Origin of the sequence: Spongiimicrobium salis (assembly GCF_043678055.1) — a bacterium.
Classification (GTDB): Bacteria; Bacteroidota; Bacteroidia; order Flavobacteriales; family Flavobacteriaceae; genus Spongiimicrobium; species Spongiimicrobium salis.
Genome location: NZ_JBHEQA010000001.1, coordinates 2,067,089 through 2,090,460 on the forward strand (window position 1 = coordinate 2,067,089; position 23,372 = coordinate 2,090,460).

The window sequence follows — 23,372 nt, forward strand, 5'->3', positions numbered from 1 at the left end:
CCTAAACTTAGGGACTATTTCTTTTTTTAAGCTTTTTTATCCCCTGTTTCCCTAGAAAAATAACATTAGTATGGGAGAAACCGGCTTGAGTTATTTAATGGAATAATTTGGTCACTGCCAAGATTGTGAAGAAGGAAATCAATTGATTTGCCTGTATTTGCCATCTAGCATACAAGGAATACGGCAATAGTGCCAAAAGACATCATTAAAAATAAAAACGATGGAAAAACTAAAAGGATTAAAACAATTTCAGATTGCCAAAAAGGAGTTGAAATTGGTAATGGGAGGTTTAGACCCGGACCCTAAAGTAGTTGAGTATTGTAGAACGCTTGATTTGATAGTAAGACATAATACGCTGAGCAAAGAGTCTTTGTTAGCAGCAAGACTTGCAGCTGCAGAGCATTGTGAGGGAATCTTGTAATTTAAAAAAGATAAAGATGAAAAACTTAAAACACTATAAAATTGGAAAAAATCGATTAAAAAGTATTAAAGGTGGATTCGGTGGTGCAAACAAATATTCCTGTACAGTGAAAACTCCTGGTTATGAGGACTACAGTTGGACGTGTTTTGCACCTGAAGCTAGTCAATGCACTAATCCTATTGGATTGGGAAAACAAACTTGTACTGAAACTGCAAGTATTGCAGGATTTTAACTGTTGCTAATATAGTACCAATTCCCTTTTATAGAAAATAAAAGGGAATTGGCATTAATGTTAAAATTAAACTACCAAGTTTGATTCCTAAATTTTGCAGCTTTGGCAAAAGCCACGGTTTCAGAAAGGTATTCTTCCAAATCATAATGAGGCATGGGGAGAATGCTCTCCAATAAGGTAGTATCCCATTCGTTGGGTTTAGAGGTCATATAGGGATGTAAATGTACACCTATGGTATTGTAATAGAACTCTTCCAACTTTGAGACAAAACCAGTATTGGCACATATTTTTTCATCCGTAAAAGTGAAGTTCGAGAAACCGACCACCTCCAAAATTTTAGCGATTCCCTGCATCATATTGGTTTCTTTGGAATGTACAATGTTCAATTGTTCAATATCCTTATCCAAAACCTTTGCAATAACCTTTGCCGCATAATCGGTAGGAATAATATTGAGCCCCGTTTCCTTGTGGGTACTGATACGTATCTTTTCCTTGGAATTGCAGTGATGGAAGAATTTTGCAAATAGGTAGAAAACCATGTATTTGGAAATAAAGAAATTGGGAGCATCACTAATATTGCCTCCAAGTACACTAGGTCTTAAAATCTGAATGGGAATGTTTTTTTCTTTTCCCGCCTTTAGCAGAAATTGCTCTGAAGCATGTTTTGAGGCTTCATAATGATTTCTGTAATTCCCAAGATCTTTATTCGTATAATCATTGTCCAATAGTCCTCCAATATTACCAATGGAGAACGCGGTACTGATATAAACAAATTTTTGTACCCGCTCAGAGAAAGCAGTAAAAATAGCTTTTGTAAAGGCCAGATTTTCTTGGAATATCTCTTCCTTGGCATCAGGAGCAACAGATAAGTTGACAAAGCCAGCGGAATGAATGAAATACGTTACTTTTTCTTTGCCTAAAAAAGAACTGGGATTCAGGAGATCGTCCGCTGGGACCACAGCTATTTTTTGTAGGGCAGCCTTTCCGTGCGTTTTGATGAAACTGGGAGCGTACGCACTGGAGAGCATATTTTTAATGCGAATATCGGGAGCGCTTGCCGTCTTGCTTCGTACGGGAAGATATATCTTCTCTAAGGATTCCCAATGAAGTTCCAATAAGGAAAACAAAATTCGGGATCCCAAAGTTCCTGTTGCGCCGGTTAGTACAATGGTCATTAATATGTCGATTTTTCGTCTGGAAAGATACGCTTAATAAATAACCCTTGTCCTATACGTAAAGACAAGGGTTTTATAAGGGTCTTTATTGCTATGCTGTACACAAATGCAATACGTACGGACTAGTAGCGATAGTAGTCTGGTTTAAACGGGCCTTCAACGGTAACACCAATATATTCAGCCTGATCCTGACGTAAGGTTTCCAATTCCGCCCCTAGTCTGCTCAAGTGTAACTTTGCCACCTTTTCATCCAGATGTTTGGGAAGCATATAGACTTCATTCTTGTAATTTTCAGCATGATTCCATAGTTCGATCTGTGCCAAAGTTTGGTTGGTAAAAGAGTTGCTCATCACAAAACTTGGGTGCCCTGTGGCACAGCCTAAATTTACCAATCGCCCTTCTGCCAATACAATGATATCTTTTCCATCAATGGTATACTTGTCTACTTGGGGTTTTATCTCATCCTTGGTAGCGCCGTGGTTATCATTTAGCCAAGCCATATCGATCTCATTATCAAAATGACCAATATTACATACGATAACCTTGTCTTTCATAGCTTCAAAATGTCTCGCCTGAATAATATCCTTATTTCCAGTTGTGGTAATGACAATATCAGCTTTCCCTACGACAGTTTCCATGCGCTTTACCTCAAATCCGTCCATAGCAGCTTGCAATGCACAGATAGGATCAATTTCAGTTACTGTAACGATAGATCCGGCACCTCTGAAGGATGCTGCAGTACCTTTTCCTACATCTCCATACCCTGCAACAACAACACGTTTTCCGGCCAACATAGTATCTGTAGCTCTGCGGATGGCATCTACGGCACTCTCGCGACAACCGTATTTATTGTCAAACTTAGATTTGGTCACAGAATCATTTACATTGATTGCGGGCATAGGCAATGTGCCATTCTTTACACGTTCGTATAGTCTGTGGACTCCAGTGGTGGTCTCTTCGGAAAGTCCTTTGATATCCTTGGCAAGTTCAGGATAGCGATCTAGCACCATATTGGTAAGATCTCCTCCATCATCCAAAATCATATTTAAAGGCTTGCGGTCTTCTCCAAAGAATAAGGTTTGCTCAATACACCAGTCAAATTCCTCTTCATTCATTCCTTTCCAAGCATATACGGGAACACCACTAGCGGCAATAGCTGCCGCTGCCTGATCTTGCGTAGAAAAGATATTACAGGAACTCCAGGTAACTTCAGCACCTAGGGCGACCAAAGTTTCGATCAATACCGCGGTCTGTATGGTCATGTGAAGACAGCCTGCAATACGTGCTCCTTTTAAAGGTTGTTCCTCCTTGTATTCTTCGCGTAAAGACATTAGCCCCGGCATCTCCGCCTCGGCCAATTCTATTTCTTTTCTACCCCAATCTGCAAGGGTAATATCTTTCACCTTATAAGGTACGTATGAAACGGTATTGGTACTCATATCCTTTTTTATTTTTATCTTTAACTAAACAGCTATTTTTAAATCGAGTACAAAGGTAGTGATTACTCAAATAATGCCATGCCACTTTACAAAACAATAACAGCGCACCCCACGATCAAGGTCTATATCTGGAAGGTAGAGGAGTCGGAAGAAATCTTATCCAAGGATATTGTATTGACTCCTCATTGTCAGGAGCGTATGGAAGGGATGAAATCGGAATTGCACCGTCGTGGCTTTTTAAGTATACGGCATTTGTTGGCCGAAGCGGGCTATGTGGATCATGACCTCTATTATGATGACAATGGGAAACCGCATCTCAGGGATGGGAATTTTATATCCATAACGCATTCGTTTAATTTTACGGGAATCATTATTGCCGAAAAGGATGAAGTGGGGATTGATATTGAGATGCAACGGGAAAAAATACTGCGTATCGCACATAAATTTACCCCCATTCAAGAATATAGAACACTGGCCAACACTGCAGCTATTGTCCGAAAATTAACCATCGTATGGGGCTGTAAGGAATCGCTCTATAAAATCTATGCCCAACATGGCCTAAGTTTTATGCGCCATATAAGCATTCAGGATTTTTCCATGGAGGAGAATCAAACCACGGGCGAAATTGTTCATGAAGGCAAAGTGACACAATATACCATCCGCTTCTTGGAGTTTGAAGGTTTTACCTGTGTCTATGCCATCAAAAAAAAAATAAACTCCTGATTCCTTTTTCAATTCAAATCAAAAACAATGAATATTTCGGTAGAACTTACATTTTCGCCGCTTCAAGATGATTTCGAAGATCATATCATCAGCTTTATACAAAAACTCCGGGCCAGCGGACTCACCATTATGGAAAATCCATTGAGCACACAGGTTTACGGGGAATACGATGCGGTAATGGGTGTTTTGAACCAAGAAATCAAGACCTCCTTTTTGAATATGGATACTGGATTGTTGCATATGAAAATTGTAAAATCAGATCGTAGCGACTATGAGCCTCATTTTTGATTGGATTTTTTCCCAATATAAGGACATTCCCACCTACCTCATCGTTTTAGAAATGATCGGGGTATTGTTTGGCTTTTTAAGCGTTTGGTATTCCAAGCAGGAAAATATATGGGTTTTCCCAACGGGTATTATCAGTACGGGAATATTTGTTTACATTCTCTGGGTATTTGGTCTGCTCGGCGATATGATGATCAATGCCTACTATTTTGTAATGAGTATCTATGGATGGTACGTTTGGTCTACCAAAATAGATGATGTTCCCTTGCCCATCAGCAGAATGACGAAAAAAGAGAAGGAATGGGCATTGGGGTTATTTGTGGGAACATTGCTATTTGTAGTTGTGGTATATCTCGTATTTGAAAAATTTGATGCCTGGACCGCTTATGTGGATACGCTTACCACAGCTCTGTTTTTTGTAGGGATGTGGTTGATGGCACGAAAGAAAATAGAAAACTGGATTTATTGGATTATTGCCGATATTATTTCTATTCCTTTGTACTTTTATAAGGGATTGATTTTTACCGGAATTCAATACCTTATATTTACCATTATTGCTTTTTATGGTTATAGCGCATGGACAAAAAGTTTAAACAAGAACCTTCATCCCTCATTAAAGTAGTTCTCTTTGGTCCGGAATCCACGGGAAAGTCTACCTTATCGCATCAGTTGGCGGAACATTACCATACGGCATGGGTGCCTGAGTACGCCCGGGAGTATCTTCAGGAAAAATGGGATAGGGAAGGGAAGACCTGCGAACCGGAAGATTTATTGCCTATTGCGGAAGGGCAGATGCGCTTGGAAAATACATTGGCCCAAAGTGCAGACCGCCTTCTCATTTGTGATACGGATCTTTTGGAGACCAAAGTATATTCCGAAGCCTATTATGTGGGATATTGTGATCCTATATTAAATGAATATGCTTTAATGAATACCTACGACCTGTATTTTTTGACCTACATTGATGTACCTTGGGAAAAAGACGACCTTAGGGACAAACCCTTGGAAAGAGAACGGATGTTCAATTATTTTAAAGAAACCCTTGAAAAATATGAAAGGAATTTCGTTATTTTAAAGGGAGATAAAAATACGCGACTTACAACAGCCATTCACCATATAGATAAACTAATAAAAAACCATGGATTTTTCAGAAAAGGATAATATTCAACTTTTGCAAAAGGGAATTAGCAAAGACAAAGTTCTCGATCAAATTGCCATATTCAAGGAAGGTATTCCCTTTGTAACTTTAGAAAAGGCCGCAGTAGTCGATGACGGAATTTTAAAGTTTTCCAATCACGACTTGCAACATTTGATTCATAAGTTCGATGCCTCAAAAAATGAACTTTCCTTGTTAAAATTTGTTCCTGCTTCCGGCGCGGCATCCAGGATGTTCAAATCCATGTTTAATTTTTTGGAAACCTATGACCCCACGAAGGAATCCTTGGAAGACTATCTGGGACGAACTAAGGACAATGCCGTAGCTGCCTTTTTTGAAGGATATAAAAAATTGGCCTTTTATGACCTGGTGATGGATAGCATAAAAGGGAAATTCAATACGGCAGATGAAGAACGTTATCTTTTTGTAAAAGAAATGCTTTTGGAAGAAGGGTTGAATTATGGTTTTTACCCCAAGGGATTACTTCCTTTTCATAATTATGGAACCCATACGGCCACACCTTTTGAAGAACACCTTATGGAAGCCTCTAGTTACGCAAAGGCAAAAGATAATGCAAAGTTGCACTTTACGATATCGGAACAACACCATACCTTATTTCAAGAAGAATTGAAAACTGTTGGAGATCGAGTGAAGAAGAGCACGGGAAGTTCCTTTCAGGTAGCCTATTCCTATCAAAAATCTACCACGGATACCATTGCGGTGACCATGGAAAACGAATTGTTCAGAAATGCGGATGGTAGTTTGTTGTTTAGACCAGGAGGCCATGGGGCGCTTATTGAAAATTTGGATGAACAAGATGCAGATATTGTTTTTATAAAGAATATAGATAATGTGGTAGCACCCAAATATGCCGAGGAGGTTTCCAATAATAAAAAAGCATTGGCGGGCTTACTCATTGAGGTACAGGAATTGGCGTTTTCGTATGCAGCACTCTTAGATAAGGAAGGTATCCGTATGGAGGAGTTGGAAGAGATTAAAACTTTCTTGGAAACCAGACTCAATGTTCGTTTTTCTGCCAGCTTCAGTAGCTTTAATTTGGAAGAGCAACTCAACGTACTCAAAGATAAGATCAATAGGCCTATTCGGGTTTGTGGTATGGTAAAGAATGAAGGCGCTCCGGGAGGAGGCCCTTTTTGGATTAAAGACAAAAACAATAATATTTCTTTGCAGATTGTAGAGTCGGCCCAGGTAGATATGGATAATGGGGAACAACTTACACTTTTTAAGAATTCCACACATTTCAACCCTGTGGATTTGGTGTGTGCCATTAAGAATTATAAAGGAGAGAAGTACCCTTTGCTCAATTTTGTAGATGTAAAACAGGGGTTTATTACCAACAAAACCAAAGAAGGAAAAGAATTAAAAGCTATGGAACTACCTGGATTATGGAATGGAGCTATGGCCTATTGGAATACTATTTTTGTAGAAGTGCCACTGACTACTTTTAATCCGGTAAAAACGGTGAACGATTTGCTGAAACCGGCTCACCAAGTGAAATGATCAAGGCCTATTGTCCTTAAAGCTCAAAAAAGTGTGTAAAATTTACACACTTTTTTTTGTACTATACAATTTTATACAGCCATAACGAAAGAGATTTATTTGTAAACAACTGTTTTTCAATATATTGTGTTTTTATTGTGGTTTGGCACTATTTTTCTCTTGTATGCAAGACATATAGTATTCAATCAAAAAACAAACACAAATGAAAAAAGTAATTTTTACCGCGGCATTGGCCTTTGGGTGTCTGTCTACCATTTTGGCAAGTACTCCAATCATACTGTCTGAAATCATGGAAGCACGCGTTTCCCAAGATTTTAAAGAGATTAAAATAGAAGAATTGCCAGAGACCATTACTGCAGCATTGGCAAAAGATTATCCAGGAGCCACCATCGATAAGGCCTACGTAAACGAAGAGGAAAAGTATAAACTGGAAGTTACACGGGAAGATGGTACTTCCATTGAATTATATGCCGATGCCGAAGGCAATTGGATAGAAGGATAACGATGCAATACAGTAGCGTTAATTAATTTTTTGGTTAGTTTGGTTTCAAAGAGGTTGCGGGGGCAACCTCTTTTTTTTTAATTTTTTTTCAAAAAAAAGTGACCTCCTAAAAAAAGTGGTGTCTTAAGTAATGTAGCCCTGTAATAAAAAACAATTATAAATGGAAAATGATTTTTTGCAACAACCAACAATTTTGATTGCGGCACTTGTTATTAGCATTATTGTGTTTGTGGTTACAATAGGCATTGTGTTGTCACTTTTTAAAGCCAAAGACACTTTTGCAGATATGCAAAATGATAATAAAGGATTAAAAAAAAAAGAAAACACGGGTTTTTCAATAAATAGATGAAAATCCATTGTGTAAGGAACAGGATAAAAAAGAGGACAAAAAACAATTTGAATACGATATGAAAGAAATTACAACTTCGGCGATATTGGGAACTTTGAGTTTATTGAGCTGTATTGCAGCAGTACATATATTTGAGGAGGAGGAAAGGGTTTCCATACCTATGAAAGTTTCCCCGGCGAAAGCGATAATAGAAAAAAAACTGGAGGATAATGCTATGCAGACACTAACCAAGGATTATCCCGTATCAACCATGAAAGATGACGAGTTAAGATGTTTTTGAGCTATGGTTGAAGTTTGAAAATACTGACAAAATGAGAAATAGATAGAAAAGCTTAAAAATTATTTTGAATTTTTGATTGATTGGTTGGTTTTTGAAAGGGGGTTGCTACGGCGACCCTTTTTTGTTTTGTGTATACATTTTACACAGTTTGGAAAACAAATACCCATAAGTATACAGTGCGCTAACAACCCTAAAAAATACAATTTGTTGATATATAGTGGATTGCCTTTGAAACATTGAAAATTAAACTTCTGGTATCATATTTTCAATAAGTAGTTCAAGTTTAATACTATAAAAATAAATATCATGAAAAAAGCGATTTTCGTAGCCGTATTATCATTGGGAAGTTTAACCACATTTGCACATGAAACCCATGTTTCACCTGCAGAAACTTTTAAAATTGTAAAGGCACAGGACGAATATACTGAAATAGAAACAAGTGCATTGCCAGAAGCAGTGACTAAGGCGGTAGCCAAGAATTACCCCACCGCGACGATCAATAAGGCCTATATCAATAAAGAAGAGCACTACAAGTTGGAAGTTTCTTTGGAAGATGGAACCACAGGGACTTTATATGCCGATAAGGATGGGAATTGGTTGGATCAATAATATAACTTGAGTTATTTGTTTTGTATCAAGTTGGTTTGGTTAGTAAAGCGTCACAGCACTGTGACGCTTTACGTTTTTTAGCATAATTTTTTGAAAGGGCAGACAGCTTTCAACTCCTTTTTTTACGTACATATTTAAAGTAAGAAAGTTACTATGCCAAACCTATTGATTATTGAGGATGATACCGCCTTTTGTACAATGTTGCAGAAGTTTTTAACAAAGAAGGGCTATGTTGTGGAAATTAGCTTAACCGCAGCTGATGCAAAAACCAAATTGGAAAACGGCAACTTTGAACTCATTTTAACAGACCTTAGACTACCCAATTATGATGGAATTCAATTGCTCTCTGATATTAAAACAAAGACTAAAGGAACACAAGTAATTGTGATGACGGGTTATGCCGAAGTCGGTACGGCGGTGGCAGCCATGAAAAAAGGGGCCTATGACTATATTTCCAAACCTTTTACCCCAGAAGAGATTGTTTCGGTAATCGAAAATGCATTAAAATCTCCAGAAAAAACACCCGAGGAAATAAAAAATCGATCAAGCAAAAGGGTACAAGAAAGAAACTCGATCCAGACCATTACAGGAAGAAGCGAAGCCTCGAAAAAATTAAGGGAATATATAAAACTGGTGGCACCAACGGATATGTCCGTTCTTATTACAGGAGAGAGTGGAACAGGAAAAGAGGTTACGGCAAAAGCCATACACGATAACAGCAGCAGAAAAGAGTATCAGTTTATAGCAGTAGACTGTGGTGCTATCCCCAAAGAAATTGCCTCTAGCGAGTTTTTCGGTCATATTAAAGGTAGCTTTACGGGAGCTGTGGAAGATAAGATCGGACAATTTGAAGCGGCAAATAAAGGAACATTGTTTTTGGACGAAATAGGAAATCTTTCCTACGAAAATCAGATACAGTTGCTCCGAGCATTGGAGGAGCGCAAAATTAAGCGGGTGGGGAGTACCAAGGAAATAGAGGTAGATGTCCGTATTATTGCGGCCACCAATGAGGACATGCAACTTGCCGTGGAAAGAGGAACTTTTCGGGAGGACCTGTACCATAGACTCAATGAATTTGGCATTGAGATTCCCTCTTTGGCAGAGAGAAATGAAGACATGATTTTATTTGCGGACTACTTTTTACATCAGAGCAATGAAGCATTGGGGAAGCATGTTTTGGGCTTTTCCGATGAGGTCGTACAACTTTTTCAGCGCTATGCTTGGCCCGGAAATTTAAGAGAACTTAAAAATGTGATCAAAAGAGCGGTATTACTTGCCGCCGATGACTATGTTGAGGCAGAAACATTGCCTAGAACCATTTTGGAAGGAACCGCTAAATCTAAAAATGTAACGGATTTTTCCAAGGAAGGATATGAAAAGGATCAAATTATGAAGGCTCTTAAACAAACAAACTTCAATAAATCCAAGGCGGCTCGCTTATTGCAGGTAACCCGTAAAACGCTGTACAACAAAATCAATCATTACAATTTGGATGTATAGGATAGATAGCAGCTATACTTTTTACAAGAACATCAATTTTAATCTTTAAATCTCTTCCTATCTGTTCTATTGGTGTTGGCATGGATTCTTTTCCCTGGAATTGTTCCATTTGCTCCAAAATAGGGATAATTTCATGGGCTGCTATTTGCCGGAACATCGGTAACATTTTATGGGCAATACCGGCTACTTTATGCATATCTCCCTTTTTTAGGGCAAGTTGAATATCCGCGATGTTTTGCATGCTGTCTGTGCAAAACGTTTGGAGTACCTCTGTAATGGCAGGCGTATTTTCGCCAAGAAAAGAGGAAATAGCAGAAATATTGAACAGTGCACTTTCATGCTTTTCCAATACTACAGAATTCGTTTTCCGAGAAAAATAGTCTAAGGGAAAGATGGTCTTTAGAAGGCTGGCAAGGGCCATTCTTTGAAAAGGTTTTTGGAGCATTCCCGCAAAACCGGCAGTGCTATAAATGTCCTGCTTTAAATCTGTTCTTCCGGTCATGGCCATAACGGGCTGATCTATATAATGGGGGTACTTTGGGGATTGCAATTGCTGTAGCACTTCAAAGCCATTGATATTGGGCATTTGAATATCGGTGAGAACGGCTTGATAGCAGAGATCGCTCCGTTGTGGAATAGCATTAAAACTAGAGAATGCATGCACTTTAATATACATGCTTTCGCAGAATTCCCGGAGCAAGCTTAACATCGCGGGATCATCGTCTAGAATTAGAATGGCAAAGTCAGAAGGAAGATCTACTTCCGCATTTACCGATTTCAACTTTTGTGTTTTAGGAACGGTTAAAGGGAGTCTCAGGTAAAAGGTACTTCCTTTTCCCACTTCACTTTCCAAATGCAAAGAACCTTCTAATAAGTTTGTTAGTTTTTTGGATATTGTTAATCCTAAACCATAGCCACCATATTTTTTTTCGGTAGTTGTATCGGCTTGGGTGAATTCCTTAAAAATAATATCCTGCTTTTCCTTTTTAATACCGATTCCAGTATCTCTTATGGATATAATGCTATGGCAAACACCATTTGCTTCCTTTTCTATTTTGGCCGTAATACGAATTTCCCCTTCCTGTGTAAATTTATAAGCATTGCCCAACAGATTGTCCAGAAGCTGCCTTATCCGAAACGGATCTCCCATAAGACGTTCATGAAAACGGGAGTCAATATCCAGGATAAGACGAATGGGCTTCTTGTGATAGAGTGCCTTCATATTTTCTGAAGTCTCCTGGATAATATTGGAGAGCACAAAAGGAATTTTTTCAATATGCAATTGCCCGGCTTCCAATTTTGAAAAATCCAAAAGATCGTTAACAAGATTATCCACATGGCGGGAGGCCGATGTCATATGCTTTAAATAGTGAAACTGTTTATCGTTTAGGGTCGTGCCTTCCAAAAGCTCTCCATATCCGGTTATCGTATTTAAGGGGGTTCGTAAATCGTGACTTACGGTAGAGATCAATTGTTCCCTACTTTTTAAAAGGGATTCGGAAAACTGTTTTTCTTTTTCCAATTGCTGTCTGTAACGTTGTACTTTCCAAAAGTCCCTGCTGATTAAAAAAGTGAAAAGAAGCACAACAATTAACCCTAATATAGCCCCAAGACCAGCAAAGCGAATGCCTCTTCGGAATGCGGTTCTTTTTTTAAGGGTGTCATTGTAGGTTTTGGTAACAATTTCTTGTTCAAAAGCCGCAATGATCTGATGCAATTGATGGGACAGCTCCATATCATAACGGTTCAGCTCAATTTCTTTTTGAGCCAATGAACGTTGGCTTTTAAAATTTTCCAACTTGGCTTTGGTCAGTAATAATTTTGATACATTGAGGATGGAATCTATCTTTTCAGAAGGGATATTGTCTTTGCTTTCCTCTGGGATATTCTCATTGAGATAATCTGCCACTTGCCGGATTACCTTTTGTGCTTTTGGGGATAAGGTAGCAATATTTGGGGCCAGGCCTTCTGCGGTAATCTTCCCTAAAGAGGCCTCCATTTTTTGAAATTCACTCAAAACTTGATCCAAGGCGGCATTGGGACGCATTTTTTCTTTTAAATTTCTAAATTCTTGACCATTGGCTACTTTTTTCTTCAATAAGACCTGAACGCTATCCAATAAGCCTCTTTGATAATCTTGGGAAGTAAATCTTTTTAAGGTATCTATATCGCTAAGAACCGTATCTATTTTTTGAACATATGCGGTGAAATGAGCCTTACTTTTGGTTTGTAATGCTAGCTTGGAATGACTTTCTGCCTCATAGAGTTGTGTGAAAACAGCTCCGGTCTTTATAAATTTCAAATCGTTCTCCGCCTCTTTTTCCGTATTCATATAGACCTTCACTTCTGATCGAATATAGAGTGCAGAGACAGTGAGGAGTATGCCAAGAACCAAATAGCTGCTTATTATTTTTAAGGTGAATCTATTTTTGGATCGGTCTTTCATGAATAATTAGCTATATAGGATATACGGATGTCAAGCAAACAATGGTTATTGGGAAAGTGTTAATTATTCTGCGCTTTACTATGAAATCTAATAATGCCATGGTACTTTTGTGCCATCACAAGGGGGTGCGTATTGTTGAGAATATCAGGATAGGCTGAGATCATACCCAATGAACCTGGGCAGATAATGCTGCCAAGGGAACAAGAAGATGGAACTAAATATGATTAACGTATTTTCAAGTCTTTACATTGGGGTTTGAGATCTGTAGTTTTTTGGGAATGACAATGACCAAAATAAGTAACTTCCTTGCTATGGCTAACAAACACAAACAACATGAAAATTTTTACCACAGTTTTTTTATGCCTGGGAATGGCAATTGGTGCAATGGCACAGCAAAAATACAAGGTATCCGGGAAGTTTTTGGATGAATTTGGTAGGCCTATGCCTGGAGTAAGTGTATTGGTAAAAGGATCGGATACCGGAACGCAAACAGATTTTCAGGGATACTATGAATTATCGCTTGTAAAAGGACAATATACCTTATCTTTTAGTTATTTGGGACCAACAAGGATCGAAAGAAGTTTTTTTCTGGATAGGGATATGAATTTGAATGTGCGATTGGGAGAAGAAATACAGGCGCTCGATGAAGCCATTGTGTCTGCCTCTCGGGTAAATTCAGATTCCCCGATTACTTTTTCTGAGATCGACAAAGAAGCGATAGAAAAAGTAAATTTAGGACAGGATATCCCGGTGTTGCTAAATACATTGCCTTCGGTAGTATCCACCACTTTCGACGGTACCGGAATAGGATATACGGATATACGGATCAGGGGGGCAGATAACTCCAGAATCAATGTAACTTTAAATGGCATTCCCTATAATGATGCAGATAGTCAAGCTACATTTTGGGTTAACCTTCAAGATTTTGCTTCTTCCGTGGAGAGTATTCAGGTGCAGCGCGGTGTGGGAACTTCTACCAATGGAGCAGGTGCTTTTGGCGCCAGTATTAATGTATTGACCGATAATTATGCAGAAGAGGCCTTTGGGGAAATTTCAACCTCCTTCGGGAGTTTTAATACCCAAAAACAAACGGTTAAGTTTGGAACAGGGTTGTTGAATGAACATTTTGCCTTTTCTGGGCGACTATCAAGAATTAAATCCGATGGCTATGTAGATCGTGCCTTTTCCGATTTGAGTTCTTATTTCTTGAGCGGGGTTTACAAAAGTGAAAATACCTTGATCAAAGCCCTTGTCTTTGGAGGAGAAGAGATTACGGGACTTTCTTTTGCAGGTGTAGATGCGGCAACCTTGGAATCCAATAGAAGGTTTAATGCAGACGGACTTTTCTTTGATCAAGATGGGAATCAACAATTTCACGATAATCAGACAGATAATTATAAGCAGGATCATTACCAATTGCACTTTACCCATCAATTTAATAGTGCCTGGTCTGGAAATATTTCTTTGCACTATACCTATGGGCTTGGATTCTTTGAACAATATATCGATGAAGCTTCTCTTGATTTTTACCGCCTGTCGCCTTTTGAATCCGGAGGCGAGACCATTACGGATTCGGATTTGGTCACACGTTCCCATTTAAATAGTGATTTCTACGGCACCGTTTTTAATATAAATTATAAAACAAACGCCGTCGATGCTATCTTTGGTGGGGGTTGGAACCGTTATGATGGAGAACAATTTGGAGAAATTATTTTTGCAGAATTTGCACCTTTGCCGAGCCTTCCCACGCGCTTTTTTGATAATGTAAGTGACAAAAAGGATGCAAATGTATATGCCAAGGCCACTTTTAAAGTAGATGAGCAATTTTCATTCTATGCGGACGCTCAAATCAGGAATATCGATTACGAGGCTACGGGTAGCTTGTTTACGCCTGGAGCTGTTTTAAACGTAGATGAAAGCTATACTTTTTTTAACCCCAAAGCTGGGGTAACCTTTAAGGCAAATGAAAAAAACAATCTTTATTTTTCTTATGCCAGGGCCAATAGGGAGCCTGCCAGGGTAGATTTTGAAAATGGTTCCCCGGAACCAGAACGTTTAAACGATTTTGAATTGGGATGGCGTTTGAACACCAATGCTATAAAAATCAATACCAATATTTTCTACCTTGATTTCGCCAATCAATTGGTGCTTACCGGAGAGTTAGATCAAGTGGGCTTTCCTATTCGTCAAAACAGCGGGCAAAGTTATCGCTTGGGATTGGAGGTTGATGCTGTCATTAGAATTTCCGACAAATGGAGTACACGGCCTAATTTTTCATTGAGTTCCAACAAGAACAAAGATTTTATTGCACAAAGAAATGGGGAGTTTGTAAATTTTGGAACCACCAATATCTCCTTTTCCCCGGAAATTATTGCAGGAAACGTACTGACCTACGCTCCTGTGGATAATCTTAGCTTTAGTCTATTCAGTAAATATGTAGGCGAACAATACTTGGCCAATCTTGATTTGGAAAGTTCTTTATTGGGAAGTTATTTTACGAATGATTTGAATATCCAATATCAGATTCAAGGCCTTTCTATTTTTAAAGCGATTCTACTTACCGCTCAAATCAATAATATTTTTGATGAAACCTATGAAAACAATGGCTTCTTCTTCAGTTTTGATGTTCCTAATGATTCTGGAGTAGGCGTCACTACTTTTGATGGTGCAGGGTTCTACCCTCAAGCGGGCACCAATTTTCTTTTGGGGGCAACATTTAAGTTTTAAAAGGTAGAATGCCCTTGTTTTTTAAGGGAAACGGGTATTTTTGTGTTATCCTAAGCAAAATCGTATGACACATTCATTATACTTGGTTCAAAGCGGGGAAGATATTCCTGCAGAGTTGGAAGAATTTGTTTCAAATTTGCCGATCATTATTCTGATCGTCATAGTGCTTTTCTATTTTCTTCCCTCTATCATTGCCCTTTTTCGAGCAAAGCCTAATACCATTGCTATTATGGCGCTCAATCTTTTTTTGGGATGCACCCTAGTGGGCTGGGTCGTAGCACTTGTTTGGAGTCTCTCCGCCAATTCAAAACCGGTCATTGTACAGCAGGCACCCCATAAAGAGAAGAATGCGGATGAATTTGAGAAATTAGCACGATTAAAGAAATTATTGGACGATGGAGCTATTACTGAACAGGAATATATCATTCAGAAGAACAAGCTTTTAAAATAATCAAATGATGCCGCTGATTGAACAAATATATAGGATAAAGGCGGATATTGATATTGTTTTTGATCTTGCCAGGAGTATTGATCTCCATCAAATTTCTACAGCGCATACCAAAGAGAAGGCCATAGCGGGAAAGACGAGTGGCCTTTTGGAGCTTCATGAGCAGGTAACATGGCGTGCAAAACACTTTGGAATCTATCAAAATCTAACTTCTGAGATGAGGGAATTGAAGAAACCCAATTACTTTGTGGATGAGATGGTTGCTGGTGCTTTCCAAAGCTTTAGGCACGAACATTGGTTTGAAAGTAGCCAAGGGGTTACTGTGATGACCGACCGTTTTGATTACCGTGCGCCTCTTGGGATCTTAGGGAAGTGCGCGGATTACGTTTTCCTTAAAAAATACATGGAAACTTTTTTAAACCAACGTAATCTGGTGGTTAAAGAATTTGCGGAATCGGGCAGATGGAAAGAAGTGTTACCGTATTAGAAGATATGGACTATGGGGTTTTATGATCTTTCAAAAGAAGCACGTGAACAACTCGTTGAGAAAATCAACCGAGAGCTTCATGAAGATATTGCTGCTCAAAGTCAGCAGTACTTGCTTTTATATTTTTCGGATGAAGATACCTACATCCGTAAAACCGCCTATTTGGCCATAGGAAGGTTGTATAAGGCACAACCGAAACGGCGAATGGCTATTCTTAAGGTGCTTGGAAAGTTGTTAAGAGCAGATTTGGAGAAAATAAGGCAGACCGTTGTCAATGCTGCTGGTGAAATAGGAATGCTTCATTTTAAGGAAGTACAAGCTTTTTTTGATACAGCTTTGTTCGATTCGCATCATACGGTCCGCAATGCCGTAATAGGGTCAGTGAAGAAAATGAGTGCAAAAAATCCGGTTCCCGTTTTGGCTTGGGCTAAAACCTATTTGGAACATCCCAATAAAGAAATTCGAAGGGAAATTTGCCACGGAATAGAATTGAGAGGGCGTACACATCCTCAGGATATTCTCCCCTTATTGGCCCAACTGCAATTTGACGCCACCGCGAGAGTCAGGAATACTTTGATTCATGTATTGGGGCAGATTGCCTATAAAAAGGGATGTCTGGAAACTGTTATGGAAGCACTAAAATATTGGGAAAATAAGGCCCTCGTAGCTGCCGCCATTGATGAAATCATTGATGTTCATCATAGGTACAGAAGTTTTTCCCATTACACCCAAGAACAGGCTATTGCTTATATTGATCGTGTGAATATTTTAAAAAAGAAATAAGCTCCCTTAATTGGAAATTACAATGGTATTTCCATTAGAGGTGGCCCGATATTCCAATAGATCGAAAAAACGACCTTCTTCCTGTTCCAAATTTAAAAACTGCCCGGTGAAAAGGCTATACTGGTAGTTTTCGCAAGGACAGGTAACCGAAGTTCCGGTAAGCTCCATGGTAGAGCAAGAGTTTGGAGCGTGATTGGGACAACTGGCTTCAAAGGCGCGGAATTGTCCAATTCCTGCATTGACCACAAAAACACCCCGCGTACCCACACCAGGGTTGTTAATGAAGACCGCATTACCAATAGTATTCAAGGGACTAAACAAGGGAAGATTAAGGTTGATGTCAAAACGAAAGCCTATTTCTTGTAAAAACGGATTGCGATTACTTCGGTCATTCGTACAGGAAAGTAGACAAATCAATAAAAAAACACCTAAAATACGTTTCATAGCAGCAGTTCTATTTAAGATAACTTCAACAAAATTGAACAAAAAATATGTATATTTGTCTTAAATCCTCTATAAAAAGAGGATTTTCTTATTTAGTAAATAGTGCAATCATGAGTAAGATATCATATTATACAGCAGAAGGATTAAAAAATCTAAGGGAAGAACTCAATCAGCTTAAAGATGTAGAACGCCCTAAAGCCTCCAATGCCATCGCTGAAGCCAGGGATAAAGGGGATCTGTCGGAAAATGCAGAATATGATGCCGCAAAGGAAGCCCAAGGCTTATTGGAGATGCGGATAGCCAAATTAGAGGAAGTATTGGCCAATGCCCGATTAATTGATGAATCGCAATTGGATACTTCTAAAGTATTGGTATTGTCTACGGTGAAATTAAAAAATCAAAACAATGGTATGGAAATGAAATATACCTTGGTGGCCGAGAGTGAAGCAGATTTAAAAGCCGGAAAAATATCAGTCAATTCCCCAATAGGAAAAGGTCTTTTGGGAAAAGAAGTAGGTGATGTAGCCGAGATTACGGTCCCTAATGGAACTATAAAGTTTGACATTTTAGAAATCACAAGGGAGTAAGGGTTCCTTTTTGGAAATCGCCCAAATACAAGTATACATGGCCAGTATTTTTACAAAGATCATCAAGGGAGAAATTCCATGTTATAAAATCGCAGAAGATGCGGACTATTTTGCGTTTTTAGATATCAATCCAAATTCCAAAGGCCATACGCTCTGTATTCCAAAAAAGGAGGTGGATAAGTTGCTAGATTTGGATGAAGCTACCTACATGGGTCTTATGGCATTTTCCAGAAAAGTAGGAAAAGCGATAGAAAAAACAATGGATTGCCAACGTGTTGGGATGACGGTCATTGGCTTGGAAGTTCCTCACGTACATGTACACCTTATCCCCTTGCACTCTATGGCGGATGCAGTTTTTCACCATAAAGTGAAATTGACCCATGAAGAGTTTCTTGCTGTGGCAGAGAAAATCAAAGCGGCCTTGGACTAAAACCTTTGCCATGGCATCATAAATATGCCGATGCGATAGCTGCAAAAATAACATGCGCTCGTGAAGGTTTTCAGAAAAAGGAAGTTGTGACCCAACGTAATGGAATTGTATCAGGGTACGACTGAAGTATTCCATAAGCATGAATTTTTTCAAAAATGATCTACTCCTTAAAAAATAATGAAACCATTGTTCCCCATGATCGGAATGTGTGTGTGCTGTTTCACGGAAGTATAACCATTAGTGTAGCAGGGAATACCAAAGCCATAGGGTCCAAGCACTTTTTTTTCTTTGATACCTCTTTTGAGATTGTGGCCGCTTCTCCTTTTCTAGAAGGATTTATCATAGGATTAGATGCGGAGTTTTTAAAAAACTTTCCGGATATTACCTCGGCTTCACAAGAAATGGCCCCATTTAAAACAGTGCCCATAAAAAAGATAGACAGCAAAAAAAGCCAGATCAAAGCCATGCTCGATGCTGATGCAAATAGGCGTTTGTCAGAGAGTTATTCCCATATTCTTTGGAGTGAATTGATACGGGAATACCAAGATCAAGGACAGACCTTGTCTACTATAGGGCAATTCTCGGCCCTAATCGATCAACATATAGAACACAATTATTGTGCAGGTACTTACGCTGAAATGATGGGGGTGCCGCTAAAAAAATTGATTAAGGAGGTTAAAAAAAGCGAGAATAAAACACCCTGTAATTTTATTACGGAAAAAGTCATCGAAAAGGCGAAATACAAATTAACGCATACCGATGATACCAGTCAAATGATCGCCTATCAGCTAGGCTTTGATGATCCATACTATTTCATCAAGTATTTCAAAAAAAATACGAGTGTCACACCTACGCAATTTAGGGCACAATTCCCTATTTCCTGATTCGCGGGAATTTTTTCCATCTTTTCATCATTTTTTCCATTTTCCCATCCCTACTTTTGGTGGATCTTTGCGTTAAGAAATTAAAAAAATAACGCAATGAATTTATCAAATACCCTCGCAGCGCGAAAAGCAAAGAACGCACAAAATATTCCGGCCGAAAAATGGGCCATTATGGAACATAGCACTAACGAACTCAAAGCACTTAAACTTGGAGATAAGGCCCTAAAAGTGGGGGACAGTTTGCCTGTTTTTAACTTGCCCAATGTTCATGGAAATCCGCTTTCCCTTGGGGATTTTCAACAGGAATTTCTCATCATTTCCTTTTATAGGGGAGGATGGTGCCCTTTTTGTAATATGGAGTTGAAGGCACTACAGCAACAACTTCCCGAATTGCAAAAATTAGGAGCCGAGCTGATAGCGATTTCCCCTGAGATGCCGGATCACTCCTTAACGACCTCAGAGAAAAATGAACTTAGTTTTACCGTATTGAGTGATGCAAATAATGTTTATGCGAAATCTTTGGGATTGGTATTCCAACTTCCAGAAGATTTAAGGACCGTATACCATTCATTTAATCTTCATGTGGATGTACACAATGGGAACAAGGCTTATGAATTGCCCATGCCCGCCACTTACATCGTCAATAAGGAAAGAAAGGTGGTCTATAGTTTTGTTCCTGAGGATTATACCGAAAGATTAGACCCGGAAATCATAAAAGAAGTGCTCAGTGAACGGGGAATCAATTCATAAATCCAAGAAGTCCGAAAAGTGAAATGGTCCCAAGCTTCTTTTTCTTTTTTTGCATGCAGTGGCTTTTCTGTACCTTTAGAAAAGTAAAATAGGAGTGTAATGAACAAGAAAACACATGGGTATGTCATTGCTCTTGTCCTTCTGCTTTTTGGGACAGGACTATGGGCACAGGAAAACGAAAAAGAAGCCTTGGCCAAATTGTCCTTTATGATGGGAAATTGGAAAGGGACATCCACGGTCTATAGCAAGGATACTACTAAAAGTGTTGAGGTAACAGAAAAGGTACAGTATATCTTGGAGGGAAATCTAATGGTTTTAGACGTGAAGTCGCCCCTGATACAACTGCATACCGTCATCAGCTATAATATGGAGGAAGGTGTTTATTATTACAGCCCTTTTTCCAATAGAGGTGGAGCAAGCTATAAAGGAAGGTACGAAGAAGGGAAATTTAAGGTCACTTTTAGTGAAAAAAGAAGATTGACCTTTGAAAGAACACCCGAAGGTGCTTTTCATGAATACGGGGAGAAACTCACGAATGGGGTTTGGGAAAAGTATTTTGAAGATGTATTATATCCTTTTCCGGAAGGAGAATAGGTTTGTCCTACTTCGGTAGATTTTTTGGAGCAGCTATTAAAAATCAACTTGCTTTTCTGTACATTGGTTGCCTATGAAATTAAAACGACTACATTTAGGTTTTTTGAGCATTTTTATCGTGTTCCTGAGTTGTGCGGGCATTTCTAAAAAAGACGATACAGATTGGTGCGGACAACCTTTAAGGCCACAATTTAAGGGGTTGAAAGAGATAAGTGTATCAAGCCATTGGTTTAAAGTATACGAAGTGGGGCACAATACCTATGCTATTGCAGAACCTTTTAATTTTCAAGAAGTAATTTCCTATCTGATTATCGGGAAAGAAATGGCATTGTTGTTCGATTCCGGGATGGGCATGGCATCTATGGCCGCTACAGTTCAAGAACTCACCCAACTTCCGATAACCGTATTGAATTCCCATACCCACTATGACCATATAGGAGGAAATTATGAGTTCAATACGATCCTCGCCATGAATACTTCTTTTACCAAGGCACGTGCCCAACATGGTTTGCCACATTCTTTTGTACAACATGAAGTGCGCAAAAATGCCTTGTGTTTGGATAAAATCAAAGGATTGGATACGCTAAACTATCATATCAAAGGGTTTTCGATAACAAGATTTATTACCGATAAAACGGTGATCGATTTAGGGAATAGAAAATTGGAAGTACTAGCTACCCCAGGTCATACACCCGATGCGATTTCAGTATTGGATGAGGAAAATGGATATTTGTGGACAGGGGATACTTTCTATGAAGCGCCAATTTGGTTGTTCGATGAGGAGACGGATTTAAAGGAATATCAGAAGAGCATTCAGAAACTTTCTGCTTTACATCCCAAATTGAACAAAGTATTTCCCGCCCACAATACTCCAGTGGCAGAACCAATCCGCTTGCAAGAATTGGTAGCAGCTTTTGATGAGGTGTTACGAGGTGTTGTACGACCAACTGAAGAAGCGGAAGATTCTTTTGTCTTTAACTTTCCATATTTCTCTTTTGTAATTCGAAAAGAACTCCTTTCCTTGGATTAAGAGCACTGCTGTGCTTTTATGCGCTGAAGTGCATTAGGGCAAAATATCCCGCCAATGCAATGAGAAGTAAGCCAACAACGACTAAAATATAGAAAGAGGAAGTGTATTTGATGGAGCTTTTTTCCACTACGGCCATTTTTTGGTAGTATTCAAATACACGTTCTATATCCTCTGTCCATTGGGCAGGATAAATAATAGAATTGCATTTTTTACAACGAATCTCATGGGAAACCACATCAGAAGTCCTATGAAAGAACTGTCCATAAATATGCTTCTGATAAAAGGTGAGCTTTAATTCCTGATTAAAACATTCCGGGCAATTGTTGGTGATGTCTGCCTCTTTGATTACTTCCAATCGATCTTTTGCCATAATTACAAATTTGCTTTTAACGAGATTTGCATAATGGTACCTCCTTTATTGGACGAAAGCACTTTTATTTTTCCTTTGTGGTATTCTTCCACAATGCGTTTTACCAAAGACAACCCTAGACCCCAGCCTCTTTTTTTTGACGTAAATCCGGGATTGAAAATACTTTGGAAATTTCCTTTGGGAATCCCATGTCCCGTATCTGTGACCAAAATATGCACCAGATTGCCTTCTGGAGCAATTTCAATACCAATGCTCCCTTTCCCTCGCATGGCGTCGATACCATTTTTTACCAAATTTTCAATGGTCCAATGGTATAGGGAAGAGTTTAAGTGTACCGGAAGATGGTCTATTTTGCTGCTAAAGGAAAATTGGATCAGTTTGGAACTGCGTAGTTTTAGATAATCATAGGCATCTTTGGTTTCGGAAACAATATCCAGTTTTTCCAATTTTGGGAGCGAACCTATTTTGGAAAAACGCTCTGTAATGGTCTCCAATCTGGAAATATCCTTTTCGATCTCCTTGGTAATATCAGGGTTAATATTTTCTGCTTTCAGTAGCTCGTTCCACCCCAAAAGGGAGGTTAAGGGCGTACCTATTTGATGTGCCGTCTCTTTGGCCATTCCGGCCCATAACTTATTTTGTTCGGAGGCCTTATTGGTTCTGAAGAAAAAGAAAATGACCGCTCCAAAAAGAAAAATAATCAATAGCAGGGCCAATGGATAGTATTTTAACTTGTTTAAAACTTCGGAATCCCCATAATAAATAGTGCCTAGATAATCTCCTTCATGGGCAATGGTTATGGGGGTGTTTTCTGCTTTAAATTGGAGTATTTTTTTTTGGATAAATACTGAATCCGTCATCTTGTCTTCAGGGAAATTATGCGCTCTAAAATACCCTCCCTTACTTTCCAAAACCATGGGCGTAGTGGTATTGCTCTGCGCAATTTTCATATAGAGTTTTCCCGGATCTTCATTCCGAAGGGGCAGGGCAAGGAATTCTGATTGGGCCGTGGCCCAAATTTCCATTTTGTTGCGTTCTTCGTCCTTAAACTTTCTAAAAAAACTGTTTGTGTTCCATAAGATGAGGCTAACAATAACGAAAGACGCTATGAGCAGGATAATATTTGACGTTTTCTTTCTAGGGTTGAAGGTCATCCAAATCAATTGTTGATCTTAAAGATAACGTAATTTGGGAAAAGAT

At 38.9% G+C, this 23,372-nt stretch carries 28 protein-coding genes; 22 read left to right on the forward strand and 6 right to left on the reverse strand.

The features are described from left to right. Nucleotides 1-220 precede the first annotated feature (220 nt). Nucleotides 221-421, forward strand: coding sequence for a hypothetical protein (locus ACEXOE_RS09035; RefSeq protein WP_394748421.1), 201 nt, complete (start codon nucleotides 221-223; stop codon nucleotides 419-421). 16 nt (nucleotides 422-437) lie between these two features. Further along, nucleotides 438-653, forward strand: coding sequence for a hypothetical protein (locus ACEXOE_RS09040; protein WP_394748422.1), 216 nt, complete (start codon nucleotides 438-440; stop codon nucleotides 651-653). Nucleotides 654-724: 71 nt separating this feature from the next. Here ACEXOE_RS09040 and ACEXOE_RS09045 read toward each other — a convergent pair whose 3' ends face one another. Both ACEXOE_RS09045 and ahcY read right to left on the reverse strand, forming a co-directional pair. Then, nucleotides 725-1,828: an SDR family oxidoreductase gene (locus ACEXOE_RS09045; RefSeq protein WP_394748423.1), complete on the reverse strand. Its 1,104-nt coding sequence runs from the start codon at nucleotides 1,826-1,828 to the stop codon at nucleotides 725-727. A gap of 122 nt (nucleotides 1,829-1,950) precedes the next feature. Next, on the reverse strand, nucleotides 1,951-3,267 hold the full coding sequence (gene ahcY, locus ACEXOE_RS09050) for an adenosylhomocysteinase (protein ID WP_394748424.1): 1,317 nt from the start codon (nucleotides 3,265-3,267) through the stop codon (nucleotides 1,951-1,953). A 78-nt stretch (nucleotides 3,268-3,345) separates the two neighbouring features. Between ahcY and ACEXOE_RS09055 the strand changes: the two genes are divergently transcribed. The 10 genes from ACEXOE_RS09055 (at nucleotide 3,346) to ACEXOE_RS09100 (ending at nucleotide 10,192) form a co-directional block, all read left to right on the forward strand. Beyond that, on the forward strand, nucleotides 3,346-3,990 hold the full coding sequence (locus tag ACEXOE_RS09055) for a 4'-phosphopantetheinyl transferase family protein (protein ID WP_394748425.1): 645 nt from the start codon (nucleotides 3,346-3,348) through the stop codon (nucleotides 3,988-3,990). Between the two features lie 27 nt (nucleotides 3,991-4,017). After that, nucleotides 4,018-4,278 carry a hypothetical protein gene (locus tag ACEXOE_RS09060; protein ID WP_394748426.1) on the forward strand — a complete coding sequence of 87 codons (261 nt, stop codon included), beginning with the start codon at nucleotides 4,018-4,020 and terminating at the stop codon, nucleotides 4,276-4,278. Next, nucleotides 4,262-4,897 carry a nicotinamide riboside transporter PnuC gene (gene pnuC, locus ACEXOE_RS09065; RefSeq protein WP_394748427.1) on the forward strand — a complete coding sequence of 212 codons (636 nt, stop codon included), beginning with the start codon at nucleotides 4,262-4,264 and terminating at the stop codon, nucleotides 4,895-4,897. The genes ACEXOE_RS09060 and pnuC overlap by 17 nt, the downstream gene beginning before the upstream one ends. Beyond that, entirely contained in the window at nucleotides 4,852-5,436 is a 585-nt protein-coding gene (locus ACEXOE_RS09070; protein ID WP_394748428.1) for an AAA family ATPase, read from the forward strand. Before pnuC ends, ACEXOE_RS09070 begins: the two co-directional genes overlap by 46 nt. After that, entirely contained in the window at nucleotides 5,414-6,952 is a 1,539-nt protein-coding gene (locus ACEXOE_RS09075) for a DUF4301 family protein (RefSeq protein WP_394748429.1), read from the forward strand. The genes ACEXOE_RS09070 and ACEXOE_RS09075 overlap by 23 nt, the downstream gene beginning before the upstream one ends. 202 nt (nucleotides 6,953-7,154) lie before the next feature. Then, nucleotides 7,155-7,454, forward strand: a complete 300-nt coding sequence (locus ACEXOE_RS09080) for a hypothetical protein (RefSeq protein WP_394748430.1) — start codon at nucleotides 7,155-7,157, stop codon at nucleotides 7,452-7,454. Nucleotides 7,455-7,614: 160 nt separating this feature from the next. Beyond that, nucleotides 7,615-7,803 (forward strand): hypothetical protein, encoded by a 189-nt coding sequence (locus ACEXOE_RS09085; RefSeq protein WP_394748431.1) that lies wholly within the window; start codon nucleotides 7,615-7,617, stop codon nucleotides 7,801-7,803. Between the two features lie 58 nt (nucleotides 7,804-7,861). Then, entirely contained in the window at nucleotides 7,862-8,083 is a 222-nt protein-coding gene (locus ACEXOE_RS09090; RefSeq protein ID WP_394748432.1) for a hypothetical protein, read from the forward strand. 306 nt (nucleotides 8,084-8,389) lie between these two features. Beyond that, the gene (locus tag ACEXOE_RS09095) at nucleotides 8,390-8,692 is read left to right on the forward strand and encodes a hypothetical protein (protein WP_394748433.1); all 303 of its coding nucleotides are present in this window, start codon (nucleotides 8,390-8,392) and stop codon (nucleotides 8,690-8,692) included. A 153-nt stretch (nucleotides 8,693-8,845) separates the two neighbouring features. Then, nucleotides 8,846-10,192, forward strand: a complete 1,347-nt coding sequence (locus ACEXOE_RS09100) for a sigma-54-dependent transcriptional regulator (protein WP_394748434.1) — start codon at nucleotides 8,846-8,848, stop codon at nucleotides 10,190-10,192. On the opposite strand, the gene ACEXOE_RS09105 is transcribed toward ACEXOE_RS09100, so the two are convergent. Then, the gene (locus tag ACEXOE_RS09105) at nucleotides 10,167-12,638 is read right to left on the reverse strand and encodes a hybrid sensor histidine kinase/response regulator (protein ID WP_394748435.1); all 2,472 of its coding nucleotides are present in this window, start codon (nucleotides 12,636-12,638) and stop codon (nucleotides 10,167-10,169) included. The genes ACEXOE_RS09100 and ACEXOE_RS09105 overlap by 26 nt on opposite strands. 333 nt (nucleotides 12,639-12,971) lie before the next feature. On the opposite strand from ACEXOE_RS09105, the gene ACEXOE_RS09110 reads away from it, so the two are divergent. The 4 genes from ACEXOE_RS09110 to ACEXOE_RS09125 all read left to right on the forward strand — a co-directional run bounded on the left by ACEXOE_RS09110 (nucleotide 12,972) and on the right by ACEXOE_RS09125 (nucleotide 17,083). Further along, nucleotides 12,972-15,365, forward strand: a complete 2,394-nt coding sequence (locus tag ACEXOE_RS09110) for a TonB-dependent receptor (protein WP_394748436.1) — start codon at nucleotides 12,972-12,974, stop codon at nucleotides 15,363-15,365. Nucleotides 15,366-15,429: 64 nt separating this feature from the next. Next, nucleotides 15,430-15,816 (forward strand): superinfection immunity protein, encoded by a 387-nt coding sequence (locus ACEXOE_RS09115; protein WP_394748437.1) that lies wholly within the window; start codon nucleotides 15,430-15,432, stop codon nucleotides 15,814-15,816. A gap of 4 nt (nucleotides 15,817-15,820) precedes the next feature. After that, nucleotides 15,821-16,300, forward strand: a complete 480-nt coding sequence (locus tag ACEXOE_RS09120) for an SRPBCC family protein (protein WP_394748438.1) — start codon at nucleotides 15,821-15,823, stop codon at nucleotides 16,298-16,300. A 12-nt stretch (nucleotides 16,301-16,312) separates the two neighbouring features. Beyond that, nucleotides 16,313-17,083, forward strand: a complete 771-nt coding sequence (locus ACEXOE_RS09125; protein ID WP_394748439.1) for a HEAT repeat domain-containing protein — start codon at nucleotides 16,313-16,315, stop codon at nucleotides 17,081-17,083. 6 nt (nucleotides 17,084-17,089) lie between these two features. Here ACEXOE_RS09125 and ACEXOE_RS09130 read toward each other — a convergent pair whose 3' ends face one another. After that, nucleotides 17,090-17,527, reverse strand: a complete 438-nt coding sequence (locus ACEXOE_RS09130; protein WP_394748440.1) for a Rieske (2Fe-2S) protein — start codon at nucleotides 17,525-17,527, stop codon at nucleotides 17,090-17,092. A 110-nt stretch (nucleotides 17,528-17,637) separates the two neighbouring features. Here ACEXOE_RS09130 and greA point away from each other — a divergent pair, with 110 nt between their 5' ends. The 6 genes from greA to ACEXOE_RS09160 all read left to right on the forward strand — a co-directional run bounded on the left by greA (nucleotide 17,638) and on the right by ACEXOE_RS09160 (nucleotide 21,802). Further along, nucleotides 17,638-18,114, forward strand: coding sequence for a transcription elongation factor GreA (gene greA / locus ACEXOE_RS09135; protein WP_394748441.1), 477 nt, complete (start codon nucleotides 17,638-17,640; stop codon nucleotides 18,112-18,114). A gap of 37 nt (nucleotides 18,115-18,151) precedes the next feature. After that, nucleotides 18,152-18,544, forward strand: coding sequence for an HIT family protein (locus ACEXOE_RS09140; protein ID WP_394748442.1), 393 nt, complete (start codon nucleotides 18,152-18,154; stop codon nucleotides 18,542-18,544). 155 nt (nucleotides 18,545-18,699) lie between these two features. Continuing rightward, a complete protein-coding gene (locus ACEXOE_RS09145; RefSeq protein WP_394748443.1) occupies nucleotides 18,700-19,428 on the forward strand; it encodes a helix-turn-helix domain-containing protein in 729 nt (242 codons plus the stop codon). A gap of 96 nt (nucleotides 19,429-19,524) precedes the next feature. Continuing rightward, nucleotides 19,525-20,178, forward strand: a complete 654-nt coding sequence (locus ACEXOE_RS09150; RefSeq protein WP_394748444.1) for a peroxiredoxin-like family protein — start codon at nucleotides 19,525-19,527, stop codon at nucleotides 20,176-20,178. A 99-nt stretch (nucleotides 20,179-20,277) separates the two neighbouring features. After that, nucleotides 20,278-20,772 carry a hypothetical protein gene (locus ACEXOE_RS09155; RefSeq protein ID WP_394748445.1) on the forward strand — a complete coding sequence of 165 codons (495 nt, stop codon included), beginning with the start codon at nucleotides 20,278-20,280 and terminating at the stop codon, nucleotides 20,770-20,772. Between the two features lie 73 nt (nucleotides 20,773-20,845). Then, complete coding sequence (locus ACEXOE_RS09160) at nucleotides 20,846-21,802, forward strand: MBL fold metallo-hydrolase (RefSeq protein WP_394748446.1); 957 nt, start codon at nucleotides 20,846-20,848, stop codon at nucleotides 21,800-21,802. A 16-nt stretch (nucleotides 21,803-21,818) separates the two neighbouring features. On the opposite strand, the gene ACEXOE_RS09165 is transcribed toward ACEXOE_RS09160, so the two are convergent. Together ACEXOE_RS09165 and ACEXOE_RS09170 are read right to left on the reverse strand one after the other, a co-directional pair. Continuing rightward, nucleotides 21,819-22,172: a hypothetical protein gene (locus ACEXOE_RS09165; RefSeq protein WP_394748447.1), complete on the reverse strand. Its 354-nt coding sequence runs from the start codon at nucleotides 22,170-22,172 to the stop codon at nucleotides 21,819-21,821. Nucleotides 22,173-22,174: 2 nt separating this feature from the next. After that, nucleotides 22,175-23,326 carry a sensor histidine kinase gene (locus tag ACEXOE_RS09170; protein WP_394748448.1) on the reverse strand — a complete coding sequence of 384 codons (1,152 nt, stop codon included), beginning with the start codon at nucleotides 23,324-23,326 and terminating at the stop codon, nucleotides 22,175-22,177. Nucleotides 23,327-23,372: the final 46 nt, after the last annotated feature.

Excerpts from the sequence above, each read along its gene's own strand:
- greA (WP_394748441.1), top strand. The coding sequence starts at position 17,638 with ATGAGTAAGATATCATATTATACAGCAGAAGGATTAAAAAATCTAAGG.
- ahcY (WP_394748424.1), bottom strand. The coding sequence starts at position 3,267 with ATGAGTACCAATACCGTTTCATACGTACCTTATAAGGTGAAAGATATT.
- ACEXOE_RS09125 (WP_394748439.1), top strand. The coding sequence starts at position 16,313 with ATGGGGTTTTATGATCTTTCAAAAGAAGCACGTGAACAACTCGTTGAG.
- ACEXOE_RS09070 (WP_394748428.1), top strand. The coding sequence starts at position 4,852 with ATGGACAAAAAGTTTAAACAAGAACCTTCATCCCTCATTAAAGTAGTT.
- ACEXOE_RS09165 (WP_394748447.1), bottom strand. The coding sequence starts at position 22,172 with ATGGCAAAAGATCGATTGGAAGTAATCAAAGAGGCAGACATCACCAAC.
- ACEXOE_RS09160 (WP_394748446.1), top strand. The coding sequence starts at position 20,846 with ATGAAATTAAAACGACTACATTTAGGTTTTTTGAGCATTTTTATCGTG.
- ACEXOE_RS09120 (WP_394748438.1), top strand. The coding sequence starts at position 15,821 with ATGATGCCGCTGATTGAACAAATATATAGGATAAAGGCGGATATTGAT.
- pnuC (WP_394748427.1), top strand. The coding sequence starts at position 4,262 with ATGAGCCTCATTTTTGATTGGATTTTTTCCCAATATAAGGACATTCCC.
- ACEXOE_RS09055 (WP_394748425.1), top strand. The coding sequence starts at position 3,346 with ATGCCACTTTACAAAACAATAACAGCGCACCCCACGATCAAGGTCTAT.
- ACEXOE_RS09045 (WP_394748423.1), bottom strand. The coding sequence starts at position 1,828 with ATGACCATTGTACTAACCGGCGCAACAGGAACTTTGGGATCCCGAATT.
- ACEXOE_RS09115 (WP_394748437.1), top strand. The coding sequence starts at position 15,430 with ATGACACATTCATTATACTTGGTTCAAAGCGGGGAAGATATTCCTGCA.
- ACEXOE_RS09095 (WP_394748433.1), top strand. The coding sequence starts at position 8,390 with ATGAAAAAAGCGATTTTCGTAGCCGTATTATCATTGGGAAGTTTAACC.
- ACEXOE_RS09080 (WP_394748430.1), top strand. The coding sequence starts at position 7,155 with ATGAAAAAAGTAATTTTTACCGCGGCATTGGCCTTTGGGTGTCTGTCT.
- ACEXOE_RS09150 (WP_394748444.1), top strand. The coding sequence starts at position 19,525 with ATGAATTTATCAAATACCCTCGCAGCGCGAAAAGCAAAGAACGCACAA.
- ACEXOE_RS09140 (WP_394748442.1), top strand. The coding sequence starts at position 18,152 with ATGGCCAGTATTTTTACAAAGATCATCAAGGGAGAAATTCCATGTTAT.
- ACEXOE_RS09155 (WP_394748445.1), top strand. The coding sequence starts at position 20,278 with ATGAACAAGAAAACACATGGGTATGTCATTGCTCTTGTCCTTCTGCTT.
- ACEXOE_RS09060 (WP_394748426.1), top strand. The coding sequence starts at position 4,018 with ATGAATATTTCGGTAGAACTTACATTTTCGCCGCTTCAAGATGATTTC.
- ACEXOE_RS09105 (WP_394748435.1), bottom strand. The coding sequence starts at position 12,638 with ATGAAAGACCGATCCAAAAATAGATTCACCTTAAAAATAATAAGCAGC.
- ACEXOE_RS09090 (WP_394748432.1), top strand. The coding sequence starts at position 7,862 with ATGAAAGAAATTACAACTTCGGCGATATTGGGAACTTTGAGTTTATTG.
- ACEXOE_RS09085 (WP_394748431.1), top strand. The coding sequence starts at position 7,615 with ATGGAAAATGATTTTTTGCAACAACCAACAATTTTGATTGCGGCACTT.
- ACEXOE_RS09130 (WP_394748440.1), bottom strand. The coding sequence starts at position 17,527 with ATGAAACGTATTTTAGGTGTTTTTTTATTGATTTGTCTACTTTCCTGT.
- ACEXOE_RS09110 (WP_394748436.1), top strand. The coding sequence starts at position 12,972 with ATGAAAATTTTTACCACAGTTTTTTTATGCCTGGGAATGGCAATTGGT.
- ACEXOE_RS09145 (WP_394748443.1), top strand. The coding sequence starts at position 18,700 with ATGATCTACTCCTTAAAAAATAATGAAACCATTGTTCCCCATGATCGG.
- ACEXOE_RS09035 (WP_394748421.1), top strand. The coding sequence starts at position 221 with ATGGAAAAACTAAAAGGATTAAAACAATTTCAGATTGCCAAAAAGGAG.
- ACEXOE_RS09100 (WP_394748434.1), top strand. The coding sequence starts at position 8,846 with ATGCCAAACCTATTGATTATTGAGGATGATACCGCCTTTTGTACAATG.
- ACEXOE_RS09075 (WP_394748429.1), top strand. The coding sequence starts at position 5,414 with ATGGATTTTTCAGAAAAGGATAATATTCAACTTTTGCAAAAGGGAATT.
- ACEXOE_RS09040 (WP_394748422.1), top strand. The coding sequence starts at position 438 with ATGAAAAACTTAAAACACTATAAAATTGGAAAAAATCGATTAAAAAGT.
- ACEXOE_RS09170 (WP_394748448.1), bottom strand. The coding sequence starts at position 23,326 with ATGACCTTCAACCCTAGAAAGAAAACGTCAAATATTATCCTGCTCATA.